At 39.2% G+C, this 26,096-nt stretch carries 23 protein-coding genes, 1 pseudogene, 1 riboswitch and 1 other annotated feature; of the genes and pseudogenes, 9 read left to right on the top strand and 15 right to left on the bottom strand.

Features of this window, described 5'->3' with window-relative positions; genetic code table 11:
* Nucleotides 1-402 precede the first annotated feature (402 nt).
* Nucleotides 403-717: a rhodanese-like domain-containing protein gene (locus ACHABU_RS03610; protein WP_435762366.1), complete on the bottom strand. Its 315-nt coding sequence runs from the start codon at nucleotides 715-717 to the stop codon at nucleotides 403-405.
* Nucleotides 718-858: 141 nt separating this feature from the next.
* Here ACHABU_RS03610 and ACHABU_RS03615 point away from each other — a divergent pair, with 141 nt between their 5' ends.
* The gene (locus ACHABU_RS03615) at nucleotides 859-1,596 is read left to right on the top strand and encodes a hypothetical protein (RefSeq protein ID WP_435762368.1); all 738 of its coding nucleotides are present in this window, start codon (nucleotides 859-861) and stop codon (nucleotides 1,594-1,596) included.
* A gap of 72 nt (nucleotides 1,597-1,668) precedes the next feature.
* Here the strand turns inward: ACHABU_RS03615 and leuS are convergent, their stop codons facing one another.
* Nucleotides 1,669-4,083, bottom strand: a complete 2,415-nt coding sequence (gene leuS / locus ACHABU_RS03620; RefSeq protein ID WP_435762370.1) for a leucine--tRNA ligase — start codon at nucleotides 4,081-4,083, stop codon at nucleotides 1,669-1,671.
* Nucleotides 4,084-4,169: 86 nt separating this feature from the next.
* Nucleotides 4,170-4,388, bottom strand: a binding site (T-box leader).
* A 208-nt stretch (nucleotides 4,389-4,596) separates the two neighbouring features.
* On the opposite strand from leuS, the gene ACHABU_RS03625 reads away from it, so the two are divergent.
* Nucleotides 4,597-5,157 (top strand): class I SAM-dependent methyltransferase, encoded by a 561-nt coding sequence (locus ACHABU_RS03625; protein ID WP_435762372.1) that lies wholly within the window; start codon nucleotides 4,597-4,599, stop codon nucleotides 5,155-5,157.
* Between the two features lie 180 nt (nucleotides 5,158-5,337).
* On the opposite strand, the gene ACHABU_RS03630 is transcribed toward ACHABU_RS03625, so the two are convergent.
* Entirely contained in the window at nucleotides 5,338-5,760 is a 423-nt protein-coding gene (locus tag ACHABU_RS03630) for a DUF1801 domain-containing protein (RefSeq protein WP_435762374.1), read from the bottom strand.
* A 13-nt stretch (nucleotides 5,761-5,773) separates the two neighbouring features.
* A complete protein-coding gene (locus ACHABU_RS03635) occupies nucleotides 5,774-6,841 on the bottom strand; it encodes a tetraprenyl-beta-curcumene synthase family protein (protein WP_435762376.1) in 1,068 nt (355 codons plus the stop codon).
* A gap of 100 nt (nucleotides 6,842-6,941) precedes the next feature.
* On the opposite strand from ACHABU_RS03635, the gene ACHABU_RS03640 reads away from it, so the two are divergent.
* Together ACHABU_RS03640 and ACHABU_RS03645 are read left to right on the top strand one after the other, a co-directional pair.
* Nucleotides 6,942-7,466, top strand: coding sequence for a gamma carbonic anhydrase (locus ACHABU_RS03640; protein ID WP_435762378.1), 525 nt, complete (start codon nucleotides 6,942-6,944; stop codon nucleotides 7,464-7,466).
* Nucleotides 7,457-7,576 (top strand): annotated as a pseudogene (locus ACHABU_RS03645) (helix-turn-helix domain-containing protein); the annotation flags it as partial. The gene ACHABU_RS03640 and the pseudogene ACHABU_RS03645, both read left to right, overlap by 10 nt.
* A gap of 202 nt (nucleotides 7,577-7,778) precedes the next feature.
* On the opposite strand, the gene ACHABU_RS03650 reads toward ACHABU_RS03645, so the two are convergent.
* Together ACHABU_RS03650 and metK are read right to left on the bottom strand one after the other, a co-directional pair.
* On the bottom strand, nucleotides 7,779-8,222 hold the full coding sequence (locus ACHABU_RS03650; protein ID WP_435762380.1) for a DUF4181 domain-containing protein: 444 nt from the start codon (nucleotides 8,220-8,222) through the stop codon (nucleotides 7,779-7,781).
* A 272-nt stretch (nucleotides 8,223-8,494) separates the two neighbouring features.
* A complete protein-coding gene (metK, locus tag ACHABU_RS03655; RefSeq protein ID WP_435762382.1) occupies nucleotides 8,495-9,691 on the bottom strand; it encodes a methionine adenosyltransferase in 1,197 nt (398 codons plus the stop codon).
* 205 nt (nucleotides 9,692-9,896) lie between these two features.
* Nucleotides 9,897-10,003, bottom strand: a riboswitch (SAM riboswitch).
* Between the two features lie 215 nt (nucleotides 10,004-10,218).
* On the opposite strand from metK, the gene pckA reads away from it, so the two are divergent.
* The 4 genes from pckA (at nucleotide 10,219) to ACHABU_RS03675 (ending at nucleotide 15,152) form a co-directional block, all read left to right on the top strand.
* Nucleotides 10,219-11,805 carry a phosphoenolpyruvate carboxykinase (ATP) gene (gene pckA / locus ACHABU_RS03660; protein WP_435762384.1) on the top strand — a complete coding sequence of 529 codons (1,587 nt, stop codon included), beginning with the start codon at nucleotides 10,219-10,221 and terminating at the stop codon, nucleotides 11,803-11,805.
* A 752-nt stretch (nucleotides 11,806-12,557) separates the two neighbouring features.
* Complete coding sequence (locus ACHABU_RS03665; protein ID WP_435762386.1) at nucleotides 12,558-13,547, top strand: ABC transporter substrate-binding protein; 990 nt, start codon at nucleotides 12,558-12,560, stop codon at nucleotides 13,545-13,547.
* 14 nt (nucleotides 13,548-13,561) lie between these two features.
* Nucleotides 13,562-14,359 carry an ABC transporter ATP-binding protein gene (locus ACHABU_RS03670; protein ID WP_435762391.1) on the top strand — a complete coding sequence of 266 codons (798 nt, stop codon included), beginning with the start codon at nucleotides 13,562-13,564 and terminating at the stop codon, nucleotides 14,357-14,359.
* Nucleotides 14,352-15,152, top strand: coding sequence for an ABC transporter permease (locus tag ACHABU_RS03675; RefSeq protein WP_435762393.1), 801 nt, complete (start codon nucleotides 14,352-14,354; stop codon nucleotides 15,150-15,152). Before ACHABU_RS03670 ends, ACHABU_RS03675 begins: the two co-directional genes overlap by 8 nt.
* Before the next feature lie 113 nt (nucleotides 15,153-15,265).
* Here ACHABU_RS03675 and ytkD read toward each other — a convergent pair whose 3' ends face one another.
* The 9 genes from ytkD to ACHABU_RS03720 form a co-directional block, all read right to left on the bottom strand.
* Complete coding sequence (gene ytkD, locus ACHABU_RS03680) at nucleotides 15,266-15,736, bottom strand: RNA deprotection pyrophosphohydrolase (RefSeq protein ID WP_435762395.1); 471 nt, start codon at nucleotides 15,734-15,736, stop codon at nucleotides 15,266-15,268.
* A gap of 33 nt (nucleotides 15,737-15,769) precedes the next feature.
* Nucleotides 15,770-16,321, bottom strand: a complete 552-nt coding sequence (locus tag ACHABU_RS03685; protein WP_435762397.1) for a hypothetical protein — start codon at nucleotides 16,319-16,321, stop codon at nucleotides 15,770-15,772.
* A 100-nt stretch (nucleotides 16,322-16,421) separates the two neighbouring features.
* Nucleotides 16,422-16,742: a hydrolase gene (locus ACHABU_RS03690; RefSeq protein ID WP_435762399.1), complete on the bottom strand. Its 321-nt coding sequence runs from the start codon at nucleotides 16,740-16,742 to the stop codon at nucleotides 16,422-16,424.
* A 95-nt stretch (nucleotides 16,743-16,837) separates the two neighbouring features.
* Nucleotides 16,838-18,475 carry a mechanosensitive ion channel gene (locus ACHABU_RS03695; RefSeq protein WP_435762401.1) on the bottom strand — a complete coding sequence of 546 codons (1,638 nt, stop codon included), beginning with the start codon at nucleotides 18,473-18,475 and terminating at the stop codon, nucleotides 16,838-16,840.
* 63 nt (nucleotides 18,476-18,538) lie between these two features.
* Nucleotides 18,539-19,984: an o-succinylbenzoate--CoA ligase gene (locus tag ACHABU_RS03700; protein ID WP_435762403.1), complete on the bottom strand. Its 1,446-nt coding sequence runs from the start codon at nucleotides 19,982-19,984 to the stop codon at nucleotides 18,539-18,541.
* A gap of 123 nt (nucleotides 19,985-20,107) precedes the next feature.
* Nucleotides 20,108-20,926, bottom strand: a complete 819-nt coding sequence (gene menB, locus ACHABU_RS03705; RefSeq protein WP_435762405.1) for a 1,4-dihydroxy-2-naphthoyl-CoA synthase — start codon at nucleotides 20,924-20,926, stop codon at nucleotides 20,108-20,110.
* A gap of 38 nt (nucleotides 20,927-20,964) precedes the next feature.
* On the bottom strand, nucleotides 20,965-21,777 hold the full coding sequence (gene menH, locus ACHABU_RS03710) for a 2-succinyl-6-hydroxy-2,4-cyclohexadiene-1-carboxylate synthase (RefSeq protein ID WP_435762407.1): 813 nt from the start codon (nucleotides 21,775-21,777) through the stop codon (nucleotides 20,965-20,967).
* Nucleotides 21,778-21,782: 5 nt separating this feature from the next.
* Complete coding sequence (gene menD, locus ACHABU_RS03715) at nucleotides 21,783-23,534, bottom strand: 2-succinyl-5-enolpyruvyl-6-hydroxy-3-cyclohexene-1-carboxylic-acid synthase (RefSeq protein ID WP_435762409.1); 1,752 nt, start codon at nucleotides 23,532-23,534, stop codon at nucleotides 21,783-21,785.
* Entirely contained in the window at nucleotides 23,535-24,926 is a 1,392-nt protein-coding gene (locus ACHABU_RS03720) for an isochorismate synthase (RefSeq protein ID WP_435762411.1), read from the bottom strand.
* A 194-nt stretch (nucleotides 24,927-25,120) separates the two neighbouring features.
* Here ACHABU_RS03720 and ACHABU_RS03725 point away from each other — a divergent pair, with 194 nt between their 5' ends.
* Nucleotides 25,121-26,056: a 1,4-dihydroxy-2-naphthoate polyprenyltransferase gene (locus tag ACHABU_RS03725; RefSeq protein ID WP_435762413.1), complete on the top strand. Its 936-nt coding sequence runs from the start codon at nucleotides 25,121-25,123 to the stop codon at nucleotides 26,054-26,056.
* The last annotated feature ends 40 nt before the right edge of the window (nucleotides 26,057-26,096 follow it).

Raw genomic sequence — 26,096 nt, forward strand, 5'->3', positions numbered from 1 at the left:
CTAAGTAAAACTTAATTGAGGTTGTTTCAGAAAGAAAAACAAGTTTTCTTCCTTTGACATACTGGTTGTTTTGTTCAGTTTTCAAAGAGCAAATTTGTAAGTCGTTTAAAATAGCGACCCGATTAATATACCACATTCAGCAAGTATTTGTCAACATTTATTTTTTTCTTGTAAACAGATGTTGTCTTTGCTTACTTGTGGAATCTTATTATAGCATTTATTATCAAAGCTTGTCAATACTATTATTTGTGTTTGTCGAAAAAAATAAAATTACTGTTTACCAAGTCGGCATCAACCGGTTCCTAAACAGTAAAATTAATATTACACGCTTTTATTCATAAAATCAACCTATTCTTACTAGAGGTTATTTCCATTTTTCCCAGAGATAACCTCTAACAATAGTCAGACGATTACTTCGCCTTCCCACTTCAACATGCCGCCTTTCATATTTATAACCTTAAAACCTTGTTCGTTCAAATACTTCGATGCATTCATACTTCTGGCACCTGAACGGCAAACGAGTATATAATCTTTGTTTTTATCCAATTCGGAGGCTGCTTCAGGAATTTCTCCCAATGGAATATGTTTCGCTTTCTCAATAATACCTTGCGCAACTTCCTCATCTTCTCTTACATCAATCACTACAATATTATCTTTATTCATTAGTTCTTCTACTTCTGTTGGCGTTATTTCTTTAATATCTGCCACAACAATCATCCTTTCCTATTATATGCAACTTCAATTTTACGGATTTTACGCATAAGATGCAAACACTACGCGCAATCTAACTGCATTAAAACAATCGTGATTAGCGACGTAACATTTAAAAAAATAAACATTGAACGGAGTGAGTCTGCAATGCAATTCCTGTTTCTTCTATTATTAGTTATCCCTTCTGTTACTTTTGCTGCTGAAACAGATCCTAAAGAAGCGATCATAATAGAAACCTATCATGAAGATGTTACAGGTGATGGTGAAAAGGAGACAATTGAATTAAAAGGGATGCTTTTCTCCCCTGATGCCCAGTATTATCAGGATATATGGGCAGAGGTCACATCAACTTCAAGTAATGATTGGAAAATTAGCTATGGCGGTGGATATGATCCCGTTATACAGTTTATTGATTTAAATCATGATGGCATCAACGATATTTTTTTCCAAAGTCCAACTGGTGGAAGTGGTGGGCTGTATACTTATAACTTCCGGACGCTCGCAAATGGTAATATGAAAGAGATTGACTTGCCTGAACAACGCTTTGTTGAAGGGAGTTTTGAAGAAAACTTCAAGGCTACACTCCAAATGAATCCTGGTGATAAACCGATTATAATAGAAGTAATGGATAGAGCTGGTGATTATATACGTCTCGGTATTTATGATAAGAATGGTAAGTTATTGGTACAAACACCGCTAATGATTGATCCGATTGCTTTTTTTGAACCAATTAAGATTAGCGACAGTAAAGGTTATGGGTTAAAAAGTTATAAACAAATAAGTGGTGCTTATCATGCGGATGGTCTTGGTACTATTGAAACGCTGTGGTATTTTGAAAATGGTGAATGGGTTATTTTAAAAACAGAATGGGTACCTTCAGATTAAATACGCCCTACTTATTCTTCCCTGAATATAAAGATCTCTCCTTATTATAAGAAGAGATCTTTTTTCATTTTTTTAATTTGCTACGAAGTTAACCAGCTTTCCTGGTACGACAATCACTTTTCGGATTGTTTTACCTTCCAGCCATTTTTGCATACCTTCATCAGCACGTGCTGCTTTTTCCAAGTCGTCTTTAGAAATATCTACGGAAACATTAATTTTCGAACGAACTTTTCCCATTACTTGAAGGACTACTTCAACCTCATTCTCAACTAATTTGGATTCGTCATATACAGGCCATTTGGAATAGCTGATCGTTTCTGTATAACCAAGTTTCGCCCAAAGTTCTTCAGCAATATGTGGTGCAACTGGTGAAAGTAGCTTCACAATACCTTCCATATATGCTTTTGGCATACTGTCTGCTTTATAACCGTCATTGATGAACACCATCATTTGGGAAATACCTGTATTAAAATGAAGGTTCTCAAAATCATCGGTCACTTTTTTCACGGTTTCATGATATACCTTATCAAGATCAGCATTCTCTCCATCTATAATCTTATCGGATAGTTTACCATCATCATTGATGAACAATCTCCAAACTCGATCAAGGAATCTTCTAGCACCATCAAGTCCATTTGTTGACCAGGCAACAGATGCATCCAGTGGTCCCATGAACATTTCATATAGACGAAGTGTGTCTGCTCCGTGAGAAACAACGATATCATCAGGGTTAACAACATTCCCCTTGGATTTACTCATTTTTTCATTACCTTCACCAAGGATCATTCCTTGATTGTACAATTTCTGGAATGGCTCTTTTGTGGATACCACACCGATATCGTACAGGAATTTATGCCAGAAACGAGCATATAGCAAGTGAAGTACGGCATGTTCCGCTCCACCGATGTAAATATCGATTGGCAACCATTCTTTCAACGCTTCCGGATCTGCAAGCTGTTCCGTATTGTCCGGATCGATATAACGGAGGAAATACCAGCAGCTGCCTGCCCATTGTGGCATTGTATTTGTTTCACGGCGCCCCTTCATACCTGTTTTTGGATCAATGACATGGACCCATTCTGTATTATTGGCAAGAGGTGACTCTCCTGTACCAGATGGTTTTATCTCGGACATCACTGGAAGTTCCAATGGTAGCTCTTCTTCAGGGACCGCTGACATAGAACCATCTTCCCAATGAATGATTGGAATTGGTTCACCCCAGTACCGTTGTCTTGCGAACAACCAGTCACGTAGACGATACGTAACCTTCTTTTCGCCTTTATTTTCTGAAACAAGCCAGTCAATCATTTTGCTAATACTTTCATCTTTTCCAAGACCATTCAAGAAGTCGGAGTTTACATGTTCACCATCACCTGTATAAGCTTCTTTTGTAACATCTCCACCGGCCACAACTTCTATGATCGGCAACTCAAATTTGCTTGCAAACTCATAGTCACGTTCATCATGTGCCGGTACCGCCATAATTGCACCCGTCCCATAACTCATCAATACGTAATCAGCAACCCAAATCGGCATCTTTTCATTATTAACTGGATTAATCGCATATGCTCCAGTAAATACACCGGTTTTACCTTTTGCAAGATCGGTCCGCTCAAGGTCAGATTTTGTTTGAACATCATTCAAATAAGCATCAACTGCATTTATTTGTTCTGCAGTTGTAATTTTTTTAACAAATGGATGTTCAGGAGCAAGTACGGCATAGGTTGCACCAAACAATGTATCTGGACGTGTTGTGAAGACAGTAAATTCTTCATCATGGCCGTCAATATGGAACGTTACTTCAGCACCTTCTGAGCGACCAATCCAGTTGCGTTGCATTTCTTTTAAACTGTCAGGCCAATCTAAATCATCCAGATCTTCAAGAAGGCGATCTGCATAAGCAGTAATTTTCAGCATCCATTGTTTCATTGGTTTACGAACAACCGGATGCCCACCACGTTCACTTTTTCCATCAATAACTTCTTCGTTTGCCAACACCGTTCCAAGAGCAGGACACCAGTTAACAGCAACTTCATCAATATAGGCAAGACCCTTTTCATAAAGCTTAATGAAAATCCATTGTGTCCATTTATAATAATCTGGATCGGTTGTATTTACTTCACGGTCCCAATCATAGGAGAAACCAAGCTCCTGAATTTGACGTTTAAAAGTAGCAATGTTTTTCGCAGTGAATTCTGCAGGACTATTCCCTGTGTCTATAGCATATTGCTCTGCAGGAAGCCCGAAAGCATCCCAGCCCATTGGATGTAATACTTCATACCCTTGCATTCGCTTCATGCGGGATAGAATATCCGTTGCTGTATAGCCTTCCGGATGCCCAACATGAAGCCCAACCCCTGATGGATATGGGAACATATCTAGTGCATAAAATTTATCCTTTTCGGAAAAGGTCTCCGTTTTAAATGTTTTATTTTCCAACCAATGTTTTTGCCATTTCTTTTCAATTTGCTGATGGTTAAAACTCATATTCTTTACCTTCCTTCCACTGCTCAACACTCTATTCGATGGGCGCTAACGTTAGTTTCAACAACAAAAAAAGCCACTCATCCCTATGTAGGGACGAGAAGCTTTATCTCCCGCGGTACCACCCAAATTAACGCAAATTAGCGTTCGCTTGTAATCCTTAACGCGGATGTATCGGCAGAAGCTACTTGCGTTCACTTCTGCAACATTAAAGGTGAGTTCATAAATATCTCCAGCAGCAGTTTCCACCAAACACTACTTCTCTAAGCCTGAAAAAATTTACTACTAATCCTTATCAGAGTCGTTGAATTATTTAACCGAATTATAATGAAAAGGCGCCTCATTGTCAAGGCGACACGTATTTTCTATTTAATGCTTCATTCTATGTGAAATGTTCAAATTGGATAGTGCATACTTTTCAGAAATATTTCAATACATATTTTATTTCTTATAAAAGCGCTTCCATGATAAAATAAGTGAAAACATTAAATTTATAACGAAGGAACGTGCTCATTCATGCTAAAAGGCGTCTTAAATTATGCACATTATTTACTCGAAGAATCCATTGAAAAAGGTGAAAAAGTAATTGATGCAACGTGTGGTAATGGAAATGACACCTTATTTTTAAGCAACATTGTCGGCGAACACGGACATGTCTATGCTTTTGATATCCAGGAACAAGCGATTGCAAGTACTAGGAAAGCATTGATTAGCCATCAACGGACAAATGTATCGCTCATTCATGATAGCCATTCACAAATTGGTGACTATATAAAGAAAACAGAGATTGGTGGAGCCATATTCAATCTCGGATACTTGCCAAAAAGCGATAAATCCATTATTACAAAAGCAGCGTCCACCGTAACTGCAATTGATTCTATTTTAACTCTATTAAAGAAAGGTGGTCTTGTTGTTACTGTCGTATATTATGGACATAAGGGCGGTAAGGATGAGAAAAAGTCTCTATTGGCATACCTTCTTCAGTTGGACCAGAAAGAATATAATGTATTACGCTATGGATTTATCAATCAGAAAAACGACCCACCATTTATTCTTGCGATAGAGAAAAAGATCTAGGAGCCTGTCATTTCCCAGTTTTTAAGCTACACAACGATGACCGAATCAACCCGCTTGATCACCGGTACAATGATAACATTTGGTGGCATCGCTATTTACCTATTCCTAACGAATCGTATGAATAAGGCATAAACCTTTAAAAATGGGATTACAAAAACAAACCTTTGTAATCCCATTACTTTATTTACTCGGATACAGTCCTTGAAGAAATTCAATCGACTGATTGATTAATGCTTTTAAAACGTCTATATCAATATCTGCTACTTTATTGATATACACACAAGCTTTCCCTGTCGTATGCTTCCCAAAGTCCTTCAACAGTTCTCCTCTTCTATCATCCCCAGTAGCAAAGTACAGACTATGTTTTGCTTTACGCGGCGAAAAGCCAACTAACGGTGCATCGCCTTCATGACCTGTTTCATATTTATAATGATACGAACCGAATCCTATAATACTTGGTCCCCACATCTTTGCTTCGAAACCCGTTGTTTCCGTAAATATATCCAGAAGTTTGTAGGCATCCTCCCGCTTTTTGGGATTATCCACATTTTCGATAAATTCAATTACACTATGGTCTGTTTCTTTTGTTTTTAACTCATACACGTTCGTTCCCTCCTCAGGAATTTTCCATTTTATGATAAAATTTAATAGTGAAATTAATAAATTTTGCAGTATTTCCACTCGCCTTCAGTAGCGCCTTGCACATCTCTTCTGAACCTCTTACCTGCTCCAATTTTTCATCGGCTAAATAGAGTCCAACAAGGCCCTGAACGATCAATTCATGAAATTTCCTGTCTGGAAGTTGTTTCACATGTTTGTTAGACTGCTTGATAAAGTAGATGAGGCGTTCCTTCATTTGTTGATCATCGGAATAAAAATGACAGAAATTCAGATCTCCCTCTACCATGTCTTCTTGCTGATCAATATAATAATCAAGCAGGATATGTAAGCCTTGCACGAATGGAAAATAACCATTATATATAATCTGTGATATGTTGCTATCCATTTTACCACCTAATGTATAGGATACAAGACAATAGATTCCTATTGTCGAACCCGCTGCTGCGGAATATTCATACCATGATAATTCGGGTGCCTTCTCTTTGTCTTCCTCATACCAACTTGTTAAACGGGGGATTCTCTCCTCTACCGTTACATGCTTATGTACCTGTAAATCAGCATACATTCCCTCTAATTTCCAGACCTGATCGATAATCGTTGAATAACCATCCAGTTCTTCAAGAATTTGTTGACATGTTCCTACGAGCTCTGTTAAGTATCCCCCGTCATTCTGATTTTCACGTAGACGGTAATAGTTCTTCAACTCCTTATTGTCAGGGTTCAGAGCGTCTTTCATTGCCAGATGCAATAGTCTGAAATCATGAGGATCAAGTGATGTGCTGCGATCACAAAGATTATCAAGATAGTCACTGATGGTCTGATAGGCAACAATGAAGCGAACCGCTGTTTTAGCATTCTCGCCCGCAAGGAGTGCATACGCACCCCCACCCTGACAATGAAACTTTTTGGAATCGATACTCGCAATTGCCTGTGACCTCAATTCCTTATCGGGAATCTGTTCCGCTCGATTTCTCCAATAATTGATTTCCTCATCCACCATCGGAAAAATTTTCTGAAAACTGGACCGCAGAAGTGAAATAACGTTGCCTGGTGCTTGATTCACATGGTTCCCTCCATTCCATACAAAATTCCATCATATTTGCTATACTAATTATATCACCAAAATGAATTGAAAAATACAAATGAAAACAGGGGGAAAAATCATGATTGACCACTATCATCATATTTATCCAAAAATTCATGATACTGCTTTTATCGCAAAAGATGCGGTGATTAATGGAGACGTCGAAATTGGCGAAGAATCAAGCATTTGGTTCAAAACTGTGATTCGTGGAGATATTGCACCTACCCGTATTGGCAAAAGGGTTAGTATTCAAGATCTATCCATGCTGCATCAAAGTCCTAATAACCCGCTTATTGTAGAAGACGATGTAACGGTTGGCCACCAGGTTACCCTGCACTCAGCCATCATCCGTAAAAATGCATTGGTCGGAATGGGGTCGATTATTTTGGATGGAGCAGAAGTTGGCGAAAATGCATTCGTCGGAGCTGGAAGTCTCGTCCCACCAGGTAAAAAAATCCCACCAAACACCATGGTAATGGGCAGGCCAGCCAAGGTTGTAAGGGAACTGAACGAAGAAGATTATGCTGAAATGGAACGTGTTCGAAAATCATACGTAGAAAAAGGGAAATATTATAAAGAGCATACAAATATGGGGCTTTATTGAAAAATGGAAAGGCTAAAGCGAATCGATTATCTACTTTAGAGGCAATTTGTAAGGCTTTAGAATGTCAGCCTGGGGATATCTTAGAATACCGAAGTGATGAAGAAACCTAACCTAAGATTAATAAAGACATTTATTCAAATTTAAGGCACAAATAGAAGAGCAATAAAACACAGTTGGGAGCAAGCACTACCCGTGTTTGTTTCCGGTTGTTATTATGTGAAGAATAGATAAAGTTATGGTTGCAATTTATATCAACTACAAAGATTAAAAGCAACACCCCATTTCGAATATAGCCTATAAATGAAAACCTAACTATAAATTAAACATCCCAAAGAACTCAGATTTGAATACGACTACTACAGTAGCAATGATAAATATCAACTGAATAAGTGTAAACAGATAATTATTTTTCCCTTTTAGATATTTCCATTCCATATAAGCCCTTATTAATTCTTGTACTGCCATAATGACCATACCAACTACGAATAAATACCAAGAAGTTTCCATACCAAAATCCGAAGAATCAGCAATCAGGTAGAACATAGCAATCAAATAAACCATAACAGAAATTACTCGTATTCTCTTATCATACTTTTTATGTGTATCATTAACATAATGATTCGAGAACCATTTCAGGCGTTCAACATTCAATAATTTTCTCATGATCCAATTAAAAATGAAAATGATTAGTGAAAGAGTCCCTGTTAGGATAGCTATTTTCAATATTAAATGATCGCCATTATCATAATAATACATAACCTACCCTCCCTTATTTCTATACTACCAAACTGTATTATAATAAAAAACTACTATTTAGTAATTCAACGTTAGAATCTAGTTTATTTCGGACTTCTGCATCGTTCTTTAACAATACTACAAAGAATTCATATTAGAAAACTTGGCATGCGCCAAGCCTTTTCGGCGAATGCCTTAGTTGCACTTATTGCAAGTAAGAAAGTTTATACTTTCTTACTTGCCAAAAAAGCCACACAGCCTTTACAGCGTTGTGTGGCTTTCTATCATACATTTTATTTCGTCATTGCTATTAATTCATCAATTTTGTCTGTTTTCTCCCACGGAAATAAGATATCCGTTCTGCCAAAATGTCCATAGGCAGCAGTTTCTTTGTATATTGGTTTTCGCAAGTCAAGCATGCGGATAATTCCTGCTGGGCGCAAATCGAATAATTTACGGACTGCATCTACAAGAACTTCCTCGCTAACCTTTCCTGTACCAAATGTGTTAATTGCAATGGACACAGGTTCTGCTACACCGATCGCGTAAGCCAATTGAACTTCACATGACTTTGCAAGGCCAGCAGCCACAATATTTTTAGCAACATAGCGTGCAGCATATGCAGCAGAACGGTCTACTTTGGTAGCATCTTTCCCACTGAATGCTCCCCCACCATGACGTGCATACCCGCCATATGTGTCCACAATAATCTTACGGCCAGTTAAACCGACATCTCCTTGTGGTCCACCAATAACGAAGCGGCCAGTCGGATTAATAAAGTACTTCGTAGATTCATCAAGCAAGTCAGCAGGAACAACTTTACGAATAACATGTTCAATCATATCTTTTTCAATTTGTTCCGTAGTTGTATCCTGGCGATGCTGTGTAGAAATAACAATTGTATCAATGCGAACCGGTTGATCATTTTCATCATACTCTATTGTTACCTGTGTTTTTCCATCCGGACGTAAATAATCCAATACATTTTCTTTACGGACATCCGCCAAACGTTTGGATAGTTTATGTGCCAGTGAAATAGGTAAAGGCATGTATTCCTCTGTTTCATCACAGGCAAAACCAAACATTAACCCTTGGTCTCCTGCACCAATTGCATCAATCTCATCTTCACTCATTTTTCCTTGACGTGCTTCCAGTGCAGTATCAACTCCACCTGCAATATCGGCAGATTGTTCATCAATTGCAGTAAGTACGGCACATGTTTCAAAGTCAAAGCCATATTTTGCACGTGTATAGCCAATTCCTTTGACCGTTTCTCGAACAATCGCTGGAATGTCTACATAGGTGCTTGTGGAAATTTCACCTGCAACTAATACGAGTCCAGTTGTAACCGTAGTTTCACATGCTACCCTTGCATTTGGATCTTTCTTTAAAATTTCATCCAGAACTGCATCAGATATTTGGTCTGCCATTTTATCCGGATGTCCCTCTGTTACCGATTCTGATGTAAATAAACGACGATTTGCAGCCATATGGCTAAACTCTCCTTTGTTAAATATTACGGAACTCTATATCAATCATTCTCTTCTATATTATTCAAAGTACCTTCAAAAGGTAAAACAATTTTTAGATGACCAGTTAAATATGTTTTCATTAAAAATAATTTTAATATCCTTAAAAAACAAAAAAAGCCTTTCCTTCAATGCATGAGGAAAGGGACTACTAGCTGGCCTTTCGCTCTTATTGTTCAAGGAAAAATCCTTGCATCAGGTTAGCACCTTTTCACCGTAGTGATGGTTGCTGGGTTTCATCGGGTCTGTCCCTCCACCGACTCTGAATAAGAGAGTATCCGTTCAAAATTTAGATTACCGAAACAATGGCAAACTGTCAACTGTTTTAAACATGTAAGCGGTATCACATAAAGTTCATAAATTTCTTGTTTAATTAGTATGGACTATTAATTTAAATGTGTTATACTAATAAGCATATTAAGATAAATAATCTGAAAAGTTATTTCATTATAACATACAATACCTTTAAAAAGGCAGGAGAGTTCAATATGAAAACTGTGGAAAAGTCATTACTAAAAGAGCTTTACACCCATCAAAATATTCAACCAAATTTATCGGTGTCACAATTAGTTGAAAAAATCTTAAGCCGTAATGAAGGAATTTTGACTTCAACTGGTGCAGTGTGTGCTTCAACTGGAACATATACTGGTCGTTCACCAGGGGATAAATTTATTGTGAACGATGAAGTTTCTAAAGATTTTATTGACTGGGGAAAAGTAAACCAACCTATTCGTGAAGAAGTATTTGATCTTTTGTACAGTAAAGTGATTGACTATTTAAAAGAGAAAGAGGAAATTTACCAATTTAAAGGCTTTGCCGGAGCAGATGAGAAATACCGTTTACCGATTCAGGTAATCAGTGAATACGCATGGCACAATCTATTTTCAAGACAGTTATTCATACCACCGACAGAAGAAGAATTAGATAATCATCAAGCTGAATTTACTGTTATTTCTGCTCCTGACTTTAAAGCAGATCCAGCGATAGATGGTACGAATTCAGAAGCTTTCATATTGATTTCCTTCAAGAAACGCATCGTATTAATTGGGGGTACGGAATACGCGGGAGAAATCAAAAAATCAATCTTCTCAATTATGAACTACCTGCTCCCACAGCGTAATGTGCTATCCATGCATTGTTCCGCAAATGTCGGTGCTGAAGGTGATGTCGCATTATTCTTCGGTCTATCCGGTACTGGAAAAACAACATTGTCGGCAGATCCTTATCGTCGTCTAATCGGTGATGATGAACATGGTTGGAGTCCAAATGGCGTGTTTAATATTGAAGGCGGCTGTTATGCAAAATGCATCAATCTCTCTGAAGAAAAGGAACCGCAAATTTTTAATGCCATTCGCTATGGTTCTGTACTTGAAAACGTGATTTTGGATTCAGATTCACGTATTCCAGATTATGATGATATATCTCTAACTGAAAATACACGTGCAGCATACCCGCTTGAAAATATTGATAACATCGTCATACCAAGTGTTGCAGGGCATCCGAATACAATCATTTTCCTGACAGCAGATGCTTCCGGTACATTGCCACCGATCAGCAGATTAACGAAGGAACAGGCGATGTATCATTTTCTTAGTGGTTACACGAGCAAACTAGCTGGTACCGAACGTGGCGTAACAGAACCACAGGCCACATTCTCTGCTTGCTTCGGCTCTCCATTCCTGCCTTTAGCTCCATCAAAATACGCAGAAATGCTTGGAGAAAAGATTGATATGTATGAATCCAGCGTCTTTTTGGTTAACACTGGTTGGACTGGTGGCTCCTATGGTAAAGGAAATCGCATGAAGCTTTCCTACACTCGTGCAATGGTCCACGCTGCATTGGAAGGTGAATTGAACTCTGTTGAAACAGTAACCGATGGCATCTTTGGATTGGAAATTCCCATGCATGTACCAGGTGTTCCTGATGAAGTTCTTATCCCTAAGAATACATGGGAAGATAAAGCTGCCTACCAAAAAGCAGCTGAATCACTTGCCCTTAAATTCCAAAAGAACTTTGAAAAGTTCACGTTGGCAAGTGACGAAATCAAGCAAGCAGGACCGTTGTATAAAGGTTAAAACTTAGTTTCCTCATCCCAAAAAGATTATTTATATGAGTAAAAGTCTTGGTCCGCTTTTGTGCTAGTAGCCGGTCTCCCGATGGAGGCCGGCTTTTTTATTTTGGATCTTTTCGTATACTTTGTTGCATTTTTAACCTTCTCAGTTTCTATAAACTGCGAAGTAACTGCTGGTTTTCTATCAGTATGCAGGAACTTCGGCGACCGCTCTGGGAAATACACTTCGCTTTTCGCGGGCGGCTGGTGAGCCTCTCTTCCCGTTGGAGTCTCCGTGTATTTCCCATAGCTAGTTAAGGTTGCTAACAATTACTATACTTGCGGGTGCTAAAATAACATCATACAACTTCACCAGTCCGGGATTGCTCTGGGCGGTGACTCCTACGGGAACAGCACGTGTCCGAAGACCCCGCAGAGCGATTTTCTCGAGGAGGCTGAGGCCGTGCCCGTGGAAAGCATCCGCCCAGAGCAATCCCGGACGGTAGCAAGAGCACATTTCTCCTGAAAATGATTTCTAACATGATAGAAGTTATGTCGCAGTTTATCTCGACTACGGAGCAGTTAACAACAATCCATGCGAAAAGTACTTTACTTTTTAATAGTATTTGAGACCTGAGTTGGGTGCGGTTATTTGGTTTTGTATGTAGCGTTCGATACACTGTATACCGCTCTTCAAATATGGGCATTCACACATTTTTCCCATATCGCATAAAATGTGTTGATAAACCATCACATATTTTGAAGGGAAAGAAATGTATGAAGAAAATTAGATTCATTGCTGTTTTGTCAGGTTTTTTCCTCATCTTCCTTTCGGCATGTAATGCTGCGGAAACAACGAAAATAAGTTTAGCAGAGGTTACGCGTTCTCTCTTTTATGCACCACAGTATGTAGCGCTTGAGAAGGGATTTTTTGAAGAGGAAGGCCTTGAAGTCGAGCTGCAAACAACATGGGGTGGCGATACGACGATGACTGCACTACTTTCAGGTGGGGCTGATATTGCATTGGTCGGATCTGAAACATCCATTTACGTGTATGCACAGGATTCAAGGGATTATGCGATTAACTTCGCACAACTAACCCAGACGGATGGTACTTTTCTGGTAGCAAAGGAGCCGAAACCTGATTTTACATGGGAAGATCTTGAAGGTAGTAACTTTTTAGGACAGCGTGTTGGCGGTATGCCTCAAATGGTTGGAGAATATGTTTTAAAGCAACATGGCATTGATCCACACGCAGACCTCGACCTTGTTCAGAACATCGATTTTGCGAATATTGCCGGTGCCTTTGCATCTGGGGATTACGAATATGTTCAATTGTTTGAACCCACTGCGAGTGTATTTGAAAAAGAGGGTCAAGGACATATTGTCGCTTCCTTCGGTGAGGAATCGGGGAAAGTCCCTTATACCGTCTTTATGACGAAACAAAGCTATATGGAAGAGAATGATAAAGCTGTGGAAGCATTCACCCGCGCGATTTATAAAGCACAACAATGGGTACAGGAAAACAGTGCGAAAGAAATAGCTGAAGTCATCGAGCCTTACTTTGAAGATACCGATTTGGAAATGCTCGCATCATCAATTAATCGCTATAAGAGCCAAGGATCCTTTGCCACTGATCCAATCTTGGATGAGGAAGAGTGGGATAATTTGAAAGCCATTATGGAAGAGGCTGGCGAACTTCCTATTGATGCCCCTTATAGTGACTTAGTGGATACCGACTATGCTGAAAGAGTCATGACGGATTAAAAGGAGGAGAGCTTGTGTCATTTTTGACTTTGGACCATGTCTCCCATCATTATTTCTCTAAAAATAGCTTTACAAAAGCATTAAATAATATTTCCTTAACCGTTAAAGAGGGAGAATTTGTCGCAGTGCTTGGACCGAGTGGTTGTGGTAAGTCTACCCTTCTCTCCATTATCGCTGGCATCATCCGGCAAACGGAAGGAAATGTTTTACTTCAGGGAAAAGCAATTTGGGAATCCGAAATGGATATTGGTTATATGCTCCAGCAGGATTACCTCTTTCCTTGGAAAACGATTATTGATAACACGTTGCTCGGTCCTAAAATTAATAAGATTCATACCATGGAATTAAAGGATAAAGCAGTTCAACTGCTCGATGAGGTTGGCTTAAGAGATGTATCTAAAAAATATCCAAATGAACTCTCTGGTGGTATGCGTCAGCGTGTAGCATTAGTAAGAACGCTCATTAATGACCCAAAAATTTTATTGCTTGATGAACCATTTTCAGCACTTGATTACCAGACAAAACTGAATCTGGAGGATCTCGTCGCAGATTTACTGAAATCCTATCATAAAACCGCGGTACTTGTAACACATGATATTGGAGAAGCAATCGCAATGAGCGACCGCATTGTTATGATGAATGCCAATCCGGGGTCAATTGCCAAAGTATATGATGTTCCCATCGAGCTTCGAAACGAAGTCCCTTTCATGGTAAGACGTCATCCAAAGTTCCAGATTCTATTTGATAAGATTTGGGATGAACTCGAAGCAAAGGGGTCTGACAAAAAGGCGGTGGAAATCTCAAATGAATGATCGCCAATTATTTGAAAGGTATCAACGGGGTTTAAAAAGGGAATCAAAAATCATTTTCAGTTGGCAGCTAAGCATTCTAGTTGTGTGTATCGGCCTCTGGGAAACAGCCAGCCGCTTCTATTGGATCGATCCATTGTTATTTAGCTCGCCGAGTAAGGTTTTGAACCTGCTCATAACCCGATTTGCGAATGGTTCTATTTTTACCCATATACAAATAACTCTTTTTGAAACGATCATTGGGTTTATCATCGGAACAATCGGTGGAATTATTATCGCTACGATGCTCTGGTCATCCGGACGATTCGCAAAAATTATGGACCCCTATCTTGTTATATTCAATGCAATGCCAAAAGTAGCTCTCGGACCAATTCTTATTGTAGCACTCGGTCCCGGCTATCTTTCTATTATCGCTATGGGGTTCATCATTTCGGTTATCGTAACCACCTTAGTTGTCTTCTCCGCATTTAATGAAGTTGACCCAAACTATGAGAAAGTACTGCGGAGTTTCGGTGCAACGCGATGGCAATGCTTCAAGGAAGCCATTTTTCCAGCAGCCATGCCAGCCATGATCTCTACTTTGAAAGTTAATGTTGGCCTTTCATGGGTTGGCGTTATTGTCGGAGAATATCTAGTATCCAAACAAGGTCTTGGATATTTAATTATCTATGGATTTCAAGTATTTGATTTCACCCTCGTTATGTCAAGTCTTGTTATCATCGCTATCTTGGCAGCAATAATGTATAAGTTGGTGGAAAGGCTTGAGCGTTGGGTAATCAGAAACAGAAATATATAGCTTGATTCTTCAGGCTGTAAGTTTCTGTTTTTATTTGTGGATCGATATTGAGGAAAATGGAAGAATTTTAATAGAACAAAGACCACATCCACCCAGATGTAGTCTTTGTTCCATTACATTTTATTCGTTTTAATGTATTTCATGCAGTTTTCCAGAACGCCGTCTTTCATAATAAAACTGTATTTCTTGATATATTTGACTTTACCAGGGATATATTTGAGCAAAATAGGTCCTTCTGTTTCGTAATAGGTTTCCTGTTCTGTCAGTTTATCGATTGTAGCAAAGTAAACATTTTTTATTACCGTATCGCTTCTGCCATCTACCATATACTGACCAACATAATTAATATCCTGGATGGTACCGCCTGTTTCTTCCATCACTTCTCGTACGGCTGCTTCTTTAGCTGTTTCTCCTTCTTCCACTTTCCCACCTGGAAACTCCAATCCGCGTTCACTGTGTTTGGTTAAAAGCCACTGCCCTTTATGCCTGCATATCACCCATACATGCATGGGGCTCTCTGAAAAGGGGTGATCTTCAAAGGAAAGCTTTACTTCATTGTTGTAATAATCTCTGAATGTTATCAAATAATTCAACTGCCTTTTTTGCTGGTTGGAAAGTTAGTTATATATGATATTTGTAATTTTCCAATCGTTATCAAATGTAAATTCCAACTCCAGCGAGTAGTTGCCATCAAGATCAGTATGGTTGTCCTGAACAACTTTTACCGTTGAAGCGTCCACTGTTATCATATCATAATCATTTTCTTCAAGAAACCATGGTGGCGTTTCTGTTGGCAAAATATACATACCATCTGCTTCCTCACTGTAATAAAAGTCAACAAATTCCTGTGCAGTTTCCTTCGTTGTCACTGTTTCAAATTCTCTCAGAAGTTCATCTTTTGTATCGAAATGAATTACTTTATAATTGGCATCGATATCCTGTACGAGAATATCCATGAATTGATTTGTTAAATTTATTACTTCCGCATGGGTTAATTCCTGTTCTCCCTGTGTTTTCACTACTTCTTTAACGGAAGATAAAGTTTTGATTTGTTGGTGATCATTCGCAAATACCTGCTCCTTATTCACAGTCAGATTCCCCACCAATAGGAATAGCGTAATGATTCCTATTGGTATAACCCACTTTAATTTCATATGATGTTTTTTCATTTTAAATCCCCCTGGTCGTTCATCAAGTGTTATGTGCTTTTTCTATTCCTTTTATTCCAAGAGATTAAACATGTTTTACGAATTATATTCCAACATTTAGCTACATATGATTGTCCGATAAGATTCCCATGGATTCAATATGGGATCTTGTCTGTTCATCCCCAAGTTGATGGAGCATTCTAAATGCTTCTGTGATGTTGACATCATATTCATCGTTGGCTTTGTCATTATGATATGGAACGATTGGAACATGGGCACGTATAAACGAATCAACGCTTGCTCCGTGCATGTTCTCCATTGTGGCTCTTAACAAGGCTATATCTTCGGAACTTGCGTAGATTATATAATCATCATTATTTTGGTAGCGGTTCTGAGAGATTTCGCCAGTACCAATGTTCACATAATATTTTCCCTTTTCCAATTCAAGCACCTCCTGTCTTTAATTTGGCTCATTTACAGAAATTTAACCAAAAAGAGCATTTGCCCATCGTCAGGCAAATGCTCGTATGTTACTTATTATGGTTTTTCTGGATCATCATTGATAAAGGGATCTGTATCATCGATAGTCTGTTCCGTTGACTTATTAAGATTCACTTCTGTATCTTCCATCAGATCCGTTACATCCGTTTGTTTCGCTTCTTGTTCTTTCACTGATGTTTCGTCAATCGTGTTATCGAACTTACGTAAATATTTGCTTGCGAAATCTTTTCCGCCAAGTCCAAATGCAAGACCGAATGCTAAAGCTACACCACCAAGGATGAGGATAAATGCTGCATTAACAATAGTCGGAGCAATTCCAAGTTGTGTCAGTGCCATAAATCCAGCTAATACAAGAATGGCGTATTTTGCAAAACCGGCCAGAGCATTAGCAGCAGGACCATCTAAGATATTTCTCAACAGCTTTTGAACCATATTTCCCAGGATAATCGCTACTCCTAGAATTAGCACTGCAGCAAGCACATGTGGAATGTAAGCTGTAATTATTGTTGCAATTCCTACAAGGAAGTCAAGCTGTACAAGATTCAATGCCTGTACGGTAAGGAAAAATACAATCAGTATCTGTACGATATACCCTACAATTGAAGAAGGTGTCATTTTATTGGACACTGCGTTTTTACTGCCTACATTTAATTTAGAAGATAAACGATTAAAACCGAGTCGTTGTAAATAATCTTCCACAAACCCACCAATCAGCTTACCTAACCAAACACCGACAAGAACAAGTCCAATTGCAACCAGGATACTTGGAATCATGTTCATGATTGTGTTCAGCATCGCAATAGCCGGGTCTGTAATTCCTCTTAGTTCAAGTTGTTCAAGTGCAGCAATCGTAATTGGAATCAAAATTAAAATAAATACGATATTACCTACAAATGCCGCAAAGCTTGTCCCTTCAAATAATTTGGTAAGCTTCAGGCGATCAATCAGTTTTTCGGAACCTACAGCATGTAACAGATTCGTTACAATACTTTTAACAATCTTAGCTACAAACCAACCTACTCCAAAAATAATGGCTGCAGCAATCAACTTCGGAATGAATCCAAGGATCGTTGCCAATAAGCCACTAAATGGTTCTGCTACACCTTGAATATTCAGTGCATCAAGAACACCTGGGATAAACAACAGTAAAATCAGATAAAATACGATCTTACCAATTGTTTGTGTATATTTTTGTATATCTGCTTCTGTTTTTGCCAGCTTAAGTTTGAAAAATAATTGTTGTAAATTGACTTTTTTGCTTCCTTCAACAATTAACCATTGGGCAATGCTCGCAATAACCCAAGCCAGTAGAAGGATAAGTGCTGCGCTTAGAACAGCAGGAATAAAGTTCAGGAATGTAGAGATAAGTTCAGAAAGTGGATTTGCAATCATATTCAGATTCAATACATTAAAGAACAGAATGAAGACAACCACTAGAAGTATGTAATAAACCACTTTCCCGATGAGTTTAGCTGAGTTGACTGGTTTATCACTTGTACGGTATTTGTTTATTAATTTATCGTCCCAATCGGTTTTTTTTAACGCTTTTTCAACTAAATTTCCGATTACTTTGGCGATTAACCACCCTACTACTAGAACAATAAGTGCAACTACAAAATTTTGCAGTCCTTGCATAAAACTACCCGATAAATAATTGTCCATAAAATTGTTCATACATATCAAGCTCCCTTCAAGTATATACCCTATGTATACCTTAAGAGAGCCAGCTTGAAACATTTAATATAGATCGAGTAATTTGTTACGCACCAATTTATTCGAAGCATTTCTAGGAAGTCCTTCAACAAAGTGAATTTCTTTAGGCAATTTATATTTTGCCAAACGTTTTTTTAGATAGGTGTAAATTGCGTCCACGGTTACTTCTTCATGTTTGACGATGTATGCGATGGGTACTTGCCCCCAGACATCATCTTTTTTTCCAGCAACGCCTACTTCATGGATTTGTTCCATACCGCTAAGCACACTTTCGATTTCGGATGGATATATGTTTTCCCCACCTGAAATAATTAAATCATTGCGTCGGTCCACGACATATAAAAATCCTTCATCATCGAGATAACCCATATCACCTGTTGCCAGCCAGCCATTGTCGAATAATTTTCTATTCGCATCCTCGTTCTTAAAATAACCATTCGTCACCATGGGTCCTTTTACGAGAATTTCCCCTATTAACTCATCTGTAGCTCGTGCAATTTTCAATTGTGCAGGGAATAGTGGTTTTCCAGCTGATCCGATTTTCTCAAGTGCATCTTTCGGTGCAAGCGTTACAATTTGAGAAGCAGTCTCCGTCATGCCATAGGATTGAAATACAGGAATTTTTTTCTCCTTCGCTCGTTCCAACATTGGCTTTGGTGCCGGTCCACCTCCTAGAAGCATGCAACGAAATGATTCGGGATAGCTTTCGTCACCGAGTCGATCCATCAGACGTTGCACCATCATGGTAACGACGGAAACAATGGTAACTCCTTTATTCATAATAGCTTGATGTACTGTTGCAGCATCAAATTTTTCCAGAAGATAGACTGGCATACCATAGATTACACTCTTAATTGAGGTCGATAATCCACTCACATGAAAAATTGGAAGTGGTATCAGCCATTTATCGTCTTTATTCAAACCAAGATTCAATGCTGATCCAATTGCACTCCACCAATGATTGCCATACGTATGGAGGACTCCTTTTGGAAAACCAGTTGTGCCGGAAGTATATATAATCGTAAAGGTATTATCCAAATCTAACTCCGATTTTAAGATTACCTCTTTTCCTGGTTGTGCTTCAATATCGGAAAACGATTGAATGTGTTTTACTTTTAAAGATTGAGCTGATTCTTTTAAATGATCTGCAGTTAGCAAAATGGAAACTTCTGCATCTTTCACTTGATAATTAAGCTCTTCGCCAGTCAGCCGAGTATTTAATAAAACACCAACAGCACCTAAATAGCTTAATGCATGAATGGCCACAATCATCGGAATTTGGTTCGTCGATAGTATTCCAACATGACTTCCTTCAGTAACTCCACGTTGTGCCAGTTGCTTAGCAAAGCGCTGGCTTTTTTCTTTTAACCGTTTAAATGTAACCGTGCTGCCATCTTCCAACTCCATTGCAATTGCTTCTGGAGCCAAATCAGCTTGTTTCGTTAACCAATGTGGAATAACTTCTGCCATTATGTTGATTCTCCTTACTGATATATAGTAACGATGGATGCAACGATTCGAGAGGGATACTTCTAAAAACAAAAACCTCTGCCCAGGTTAGCAAAGGTTTTCGTATGATCATCCGTCTTTAGATCAAGGGAAACGCGGAAATTGTTTAAAGTCCGGTTTTCTCTTTTCTTTGAAAGCGTCGCGTCCTTCTTTTGCTTCATCTGATGTGTAGTAAAGTAATGTCGCCTCTCCACCAAGTTGCTGCAAACCAGCAAGTCCATCTGTATCTGCATTAAATGATGCTTTAAGGAAGCGTAGTGCAGTTGGTGATTTTTCTAGAATTTCTTCACACCACTGTAATGTTTCTTCCTCCAGTTTTTCCAGTGGTACGACGCTATTCACCATACCCATTTCATATGCTTCATCGGCATTGTACTGGCGGCATAGGTACCAGATTTCACGTGCACGTTTATGACCGACCATGCGCGCAAGGTATCCTGCTCCATATCCAGCATCAAAACTTCCCACTTTTGGCCCAGTTTGTCCAAAAATTGCGTTGTCTGCTGCGATGGTTAAATCACAAACAATATGCAATACATGACCGCCACCAATTGCGTACCCGGAAACCATTGCAATTACCGGTTTTGGAATTTTACGGATTAAGCTTTGTAAATCAAGTACGTTCAAGCGCGGAATATTGTCTGATCCAACATAACCACCATGTCCGCGGACAGATTGATCTCCACCGGAACAGAATGCTTTATCTCCAGCACCAGCGAGTATAATTACACCAATTGATGAATCATCACGTGCATCTACAAACGCATCAATCATCTCTTGAACAGTCCGTGGTGTGAATGCATTGCGTTTTTCGGGGCGATTAATGGTTACTTTAGCAACGCCATTATATTTCTCATAAATGATTTCTTCATACTTCTTCACATTTTGCCATTCTACAGTCATTTTAAGTTCCTCCTTAAAAATAGATCATATGTAGTTCTTCAATCTAAGTCCCTATTCGCATTTAAAAATCCTATTACTATTTTACCAAAATTTTCGGGTTTTTCCACGTGGATTGCATGTCCTGCATTCTCACATACAACCAGATTACCCGATTTTAAATGATTTTGCATCTTTTTACTGATCTGTACAAATTTAGGATCACGTTCGCCGGCAATCAAAAGCACCGGCATATCAAAGTTCTCCAGATGAGGCCATAAGGATGCCTGGCTGCCTGTTCCCATTGAACGTAGGGATAATGCCAATCCTTCAGTCGTATGAGAAAGCCGCTCCGCACGAAGCTGTTCCTGAACATTGGGCGCTAACCGCTTTTGTGTATGAAACAAAGCAATGTCCTGCCAATAATTCACAAACGATCGTACGCCATCCCGTTCAATTCGCTCGGCAAGCACTTCATCACTCTCCTTGCGCAATCTTTGTTCCCGAGCGCTTGCAAGTCCTGGTGATGCACTTTCCAAAACGACAGAACGCACTCGCTCCGGATATAACAGGCTGTATGACAAAGCGGTGCGACCGCCCATGGAATAGCCGACTAGATGAAAGGCCTCCAATTGAAGCATTTGAAAAAGTGAATGTAAATCTCGGCAGCACTCCTCCATTGATTGGAGCAAAGGGGTGCGGGTTTTACCATGCCCTGGCAAATCGATCGTAATGATTCGATAGCCGGTACCATACGCATTGATAAAAGATTGCCATGTTGCTGAACTTCCCGTAAACCCATGCAACATCACAACCGGAAATCCTTCCCCCTGTTCCTCATACCAATAAGTTGCATTCTCTTTGGAAAAATACAAAAATATCAATCCCCTTCTTGTAAGATTTCCTTCTCAATGGCATGCCATTTCGCACGATGCCATTCCACATTTTCGTTACGATCTGTTTTCACTTCAATAACGGAAAGGCCTTCGTGCTGGTAACTTGTATATAGCAGTTCCTTTAAATGATCCTCAGTTGTCGCTAAGGCATATTTCCCACCATACATAGTAATCGCCTTTTCGAATTCGATATCCACTGGTGTTCCGAACAGTGCTTCAAAATGCTTATTGTCGTTCGACTGTGGTAAAAAGGAGAAAATACCTCCACCATTATTATTTACCAGTAAAATCGTAATGTTAAGCTTGTAATGCTTCGCTGCCAAAAGTCCATTCATATCATGGAAAAAGGATAAATCTCCTAATAATAATGTAACCAGCTTACCTGTAGTTGCCGCACCAATACCACTTGATACCAAACCATCAATACCATTGGCACCACGGTTTGCAAGTATCGAAATGTTCTTTGGTGTCGTCATTAGGAACGAATCCACATCACGAATGGCCATACTGTTACCGACATATAGTGTACTGTCTTCCGGGATTACGTCGCACAATCCTCTTACAACTTCTCCTTCTTTAATCGCAGTTTCTGTACCGCTTAACAGATGTTTTTTAGAAATTCTATTCATTTCCTGCCAACGATTCAACCATCCTGCATCCACATCAAATGCAGCAGATTCTGCAATCAAATCCTCACAAAGCATCACCGGATCCGCAAAAATGAATTCCGTTATATTTCCAGTTGGTTCGCGGTAACCCGTATAATTTTCTACTAAGTACTGCTTGGAATCCTTGTTTTCTTTTACATAAAAAAGGTATGCCTTCGAAACAGGCATGGCACCAAAGCGAATAATATAATCTGGCTTCAATTGTTCACGGATCGATTTATTTCTTAAGAAAGCATCATAGGATTCAATAACCTGATCTTTATGATGGCTGCCTGTACGTACTTGTGATAATGGATCAGCCAAAACAGGAAGACCCCAAATATGCGCAAGTTCAGTTACTGCAGAAGCAAAATCCGGATCCGTTTGCGGTCCACAAACGATAACACCCTTTTGACCTTCACCCAATACTTTTACAAGTTGTTGAACGTGTTGCGCTGCCAATCGTTTTTTTCCATCAAAGACTGGATTAACGGATTGCGTTTGTTGTTCTGTAGCAGGAGATTCCCATAATTTTCTCAAAGAAAAGTCTGGGTTGAGCGGTTCCCGGAATGGAAAGTTTAAATGAACCGGACCAGGGTTTCCTTCCCGTGCCATATACACCGCCCTTGCTGCTTTGTTTCTTGCATAACCAAGCATTTCAGGCGTACCTTCAGGCAGTGCCATTTCATGAAACCATTTCACATAATCACCATACAATTTAATTTGTTCAATTGCCTGTGGTGCACCAACATCACGTAGTTCATGTGGGCGATCTGCTGTTAAAACAATCAATGGTACTCTACTGTAATGTGCCTCAACAATAGCAGGAAAATAATTTGCTGCAGCTGTCCCGGATGTACAAATAAGTGCAACCGGACGATTCGTTTGCTTCGCGATTCCCATTGCAAAAAATGCTGCAGATCGTTCATCGATAATGACCCATTCTTTGATTGAAGAATGCTCCGTAAATGTCAATGCAAGTGGCGTAGATCGGGAACCGGGTGAAATAACTACATCCGTCACACCACTTTTTGTTAATTCATCTACAAAGTTCGCTGTATATCTTGATAATGTTTCTATATGGTTCATTTAGTGTTTGCCTCCTAGTACAGATAGCATAGGCACCAGCTTAATTTTTGTTTCTTCATATTCACTGTCTGGATCGGAATCTTTCACTACGCCACACCCTGCAAAAAGGGATGCCTCGTCACCTTGTATGAGAGCAGAGCGTATTGCCACAGCAAACTCACCATTCTGATTACTATCCATCCAGCCAATTGGTGCACCATACCACCCACGATCCAAAAGTTCCTGTTCACGAATGAATGCGAGCGATTCCGCACGCGGTGTTCCACCAAGTGCAGGTGTAGGATGCAATTGCTTAATAATATCAAAAATACTGTAGCCATTTTTTAGATTTGCCGTCACAGGTGTGTATAAATGCTGTAAATTACTTAACGGATAGATGACTGGTTCATCTGGAATATTCACTTCTGTACAATAATCCATGATTGCATGTTTAATCATTTTCACAACGAAATCATGCTCTTGTCGATTCTTCTCGTCATGCAAAAGGTCATCACTAATCTTCCTATCCTCTATTTCTGTTTTCCCACGGGAAGCCGTACCTGCAAGACACGTGGATAAAAGATTCGTTCCTTCCAGTTTTACAAGTCTTTCCGGAGTAGCTCCAACAAAACAATCTTCATCCATTTCATAGGCAAAGATATAGCTGTTAGGCTGTGTGTTCAAAAGATTCGATAGTACGGTTGAAATATCTGCTTTCCGATTGAATTTTAACCGAACTTCCCGGGCCAACACGATTTTCTCCATATTGCCTTTTCCTATTACTTCCGTAGCTTTACGAACACTGTTTTTCCATTTTTCTGGATCAATCTCTTTCACCTTGGTAATTTCCAATCTATCGGCTTCTCGTTTATTATTGAAAATAAGCTTTCTTTCCATCATTTTTAAATCATCTGCCAGCTGCTTGGCATGATCATTTTTTTTCACATAAATATTTATTGTAAAATAATAGCTGTTATCATATTTTGTTAGTAGAAATTCAGGTACGGTAAAGTTACTCGGTTTGAACTTCTTCCATAACTTCGTTGGTTTCTTTTTTGGATCAAAAGACATACCGCCAAGTGCAACGACTCCAGTCCCTGGAACGTCATATGGATTATGAACGAATGCCTTTTCTAATACGGAGTCCCATTGTTTTTCCGTTTCCTCAAATCGTGACTTCTCTGCACTGATTTGGTGCGCGCTTCCAGCGCCCACAAGTAGAAACTGTTGGGAAGAACTTGTCCAAAATGTGCGATTTCCTCCGATTTGCTTAGCTGCATCAAAGAAACAAAGCGGATCTGTTTCTTCTATTTTTTTCGTTATACTTACAAGTCTGGTATCATCTTCTGTCTGAAGTTGTTGTATAGCCTCACTCAGTATTGATACTACTTGTTTTTCCTTTATATCAATCATCTAAATTAACCTCCGTCATGTCCTGAAGTCAGAGACATCCTATCTTATTTTATGCTCTTTTCATCAGATTCTCAAGAGAAGCCTTCAATTTCTATAAAAATTGTCACCAGAACCTATCGGAATAGATTGACAGGCCTCCTGTATTTCCCTAAAATTATACTGATTGGCAGAGATAAATCAGGGGGAACAAATACATGCAGTCATCCGATAATAATACGATTAAACAGGCTTTAAATGAACGTGGCGGTTTTCACGTTTGGTGGCGTCTATTGCGCCCACATACACTCACAGCATCCTTTGTTCCCGTTTTTGTTGGAACGATGATCGCTTTTAATGAAGGATCCATTGATTGGTTATTATTCCTCGCTATGTTAGTTGCATCCATACTCATACAGGCAGCAACGAATATGTTCAATGAATACTACGACTTTGTACGAGGTTTGGATACTGATGAATCCGTTGGAATTGGCGGTTCTATTGTTCGGGACGGTATTGCACCGAAGAGAATTCGGAATCTGGCATTCGGTTTCTATGGCATTTCCATTCTTCTCGGCATCTATATTTGTATGACTTCCAGTTGGTGGATTGCAGTTATTGGTTTAGTTTGTATGGCTTTCGGTTATTTATATACTGGAGGGCCGCTTCCTATATCCTATACCCCATTTGGAGAATTATTTTCAGGCGTATTAATGGGAACAGTAATTATTGGCATCACTTACTATATACAAACCGGTACTGTTACAGCTGAAATGGTTTGGATTTCTATTCCAATTTCAATATTCATCGGAAGTATCAATTTGTCCAATAATATTCGTGACCGTGATGGAGATAAACTAGGCGGCAGGAAAACAATCGCTGTGTTGCTTGGCAGAGAAAAATCCGTCAACTTGCTCGCTTTTTTAATGATTATTGCCTATGTAATCACTAGTATCTTAATTATTACCGGGAATTTACCTCTTTGGTCACTAATCACATTTTTCAGTTCTGTGAAGGCTCGTGAAGTTATTAAGAAGTTCCGAGGTAAAACAGAAGCAATTGAAATGATGCCTGCCATGGCAGCGACCGCAAAAACAAATACGATTTATGGTTTCCTTTTGGGTATTTCACTCCTTCTGGCAGCGTTTATTTAATTCTACGTGCCAGAGAAGCGCCTCCGTAACGAAAGGAAGG

The organism is Oceanobacillus sp. CF4.6, assembly GCF_051262635.1.
GTDB lineage: Bacteria > Bacillota > Bacilli > Bacillales > Amphibacillaceae > Oceanobacillus.

Bases quoted from the DNA above. Each gene is read 5' to 3' on its own strand.
- ACHABU_RS03610 (WP_435762366.1), bottom strand. From the start codon at position 717: ATGATTGTTGTGGCAGATATTAAAGAAATAACGCCAACAGAAGTAGAA.
- leuS (WP_435762370.1), bottom strand. From the start codon at position 4,083: ATGAGTTTTAACCATCAGCAAATTGAAAAGAAATGGCAAAAACATTGG.
- ACHABU_RS03650 (WP_435762380.1), bottom strand. From the start codon at position 8,222: ATGTATTATTATGATAATGGCGATCATTTAATATTGAAAATAGCTATC.
- ACHABU_RS03725 (WP_435762413.1), top strand. From the start codon at position 25,121: ATGCAGTCATCCGATAATAATACGATTAAACAGGCTTTAAATGAACGT.
- ACHABU_RS03675 (WP_435762393.1), top strand. From the start codon at position 14,352: ATGAATGATCGCCAATTATTTGAAAGGTATCAACGGGGTTTAAAAAGG.
- ACHABU_RS03695 (WP_435762401.1), bottom strand. From the start codon at position 18,475: ATGAACAATTTTATGGACAATTATTTATCGGGTAGTTTTATGCAAGGA.
- ACHABU_RS03640 (WP_435762378.1), top strand. From the start codon at position 6,942: ATGATTGACCACTATCATCATATTTATCCAAAAATTCATGATACTGCT.
- ACHABU_RS03665 (WP_435762386.1), top strand. From the start codon at position 12,558: ATGAAGAAAATTAGATTCATTGCTGTTTTGTCAGGTTTTTTCCTCATC.
- pckA (WP_435762384.1), top strand. From the start codon at position 10,219: ATGAAAACTGTGGAAAAGTCATTACTAAAAGAGCTTTACACCCATCAA.
- ACHABU_RS03685 (WP_435762397.1), bottom strand. From the start codon at position 16,321: ATGAAAAAACATCATATGAAATTAAAGTGGGTTATACCAATAGGAATC.
- metK (WP_435762382.1), bottom strand. From the start codon at position 9,691: ATGGCTGCAAATCGTCGTTTATTTACATCAGAATCGGTAACAGAGGGA.
- ACHABU_RS03615 (WP_435762368.1), top strand. From the start codon at position 859: ATGCAATTCCTGTTTCTTCTATTATTAGTTATCCCTTCTGTTACTTTT.
- menB (WP_435762405.1), bottom strand. From the start codon at position 20,926: ATGACTGTAGAATGGCAAAATGTGAAGAAGTATGAAGAAATCATTTAT.
- ACHABU_RS03625 (WP_435762372.1), top strand. From the start codon at position 4,597: ATGCTAAAAGGCGTCTTAAATTATGCACATTATTTACTCGAAGAATCC.
- ACHABU_RS03700 (WP_435762403.1), bottom strand. From the start codon at position 19,984: ATGGCAGAAGTTATTCCACATTGGTTAACGAAACAAGCTGATTTGGCT.
- menD (WP_435762409.1), bottom strand. From the start codon at position 23,534: ATGAACCATATAGAAACATTATCAAGATATACAGCGAACTTTGTAGAT.
- ACHABU_RS03720 (WP_435762411.1), bottom strand. From the start codon at position 24,926: ATGATTGATATAAAGGAAAAACAAGTAGTATCAATACTGAGTGAGGCT.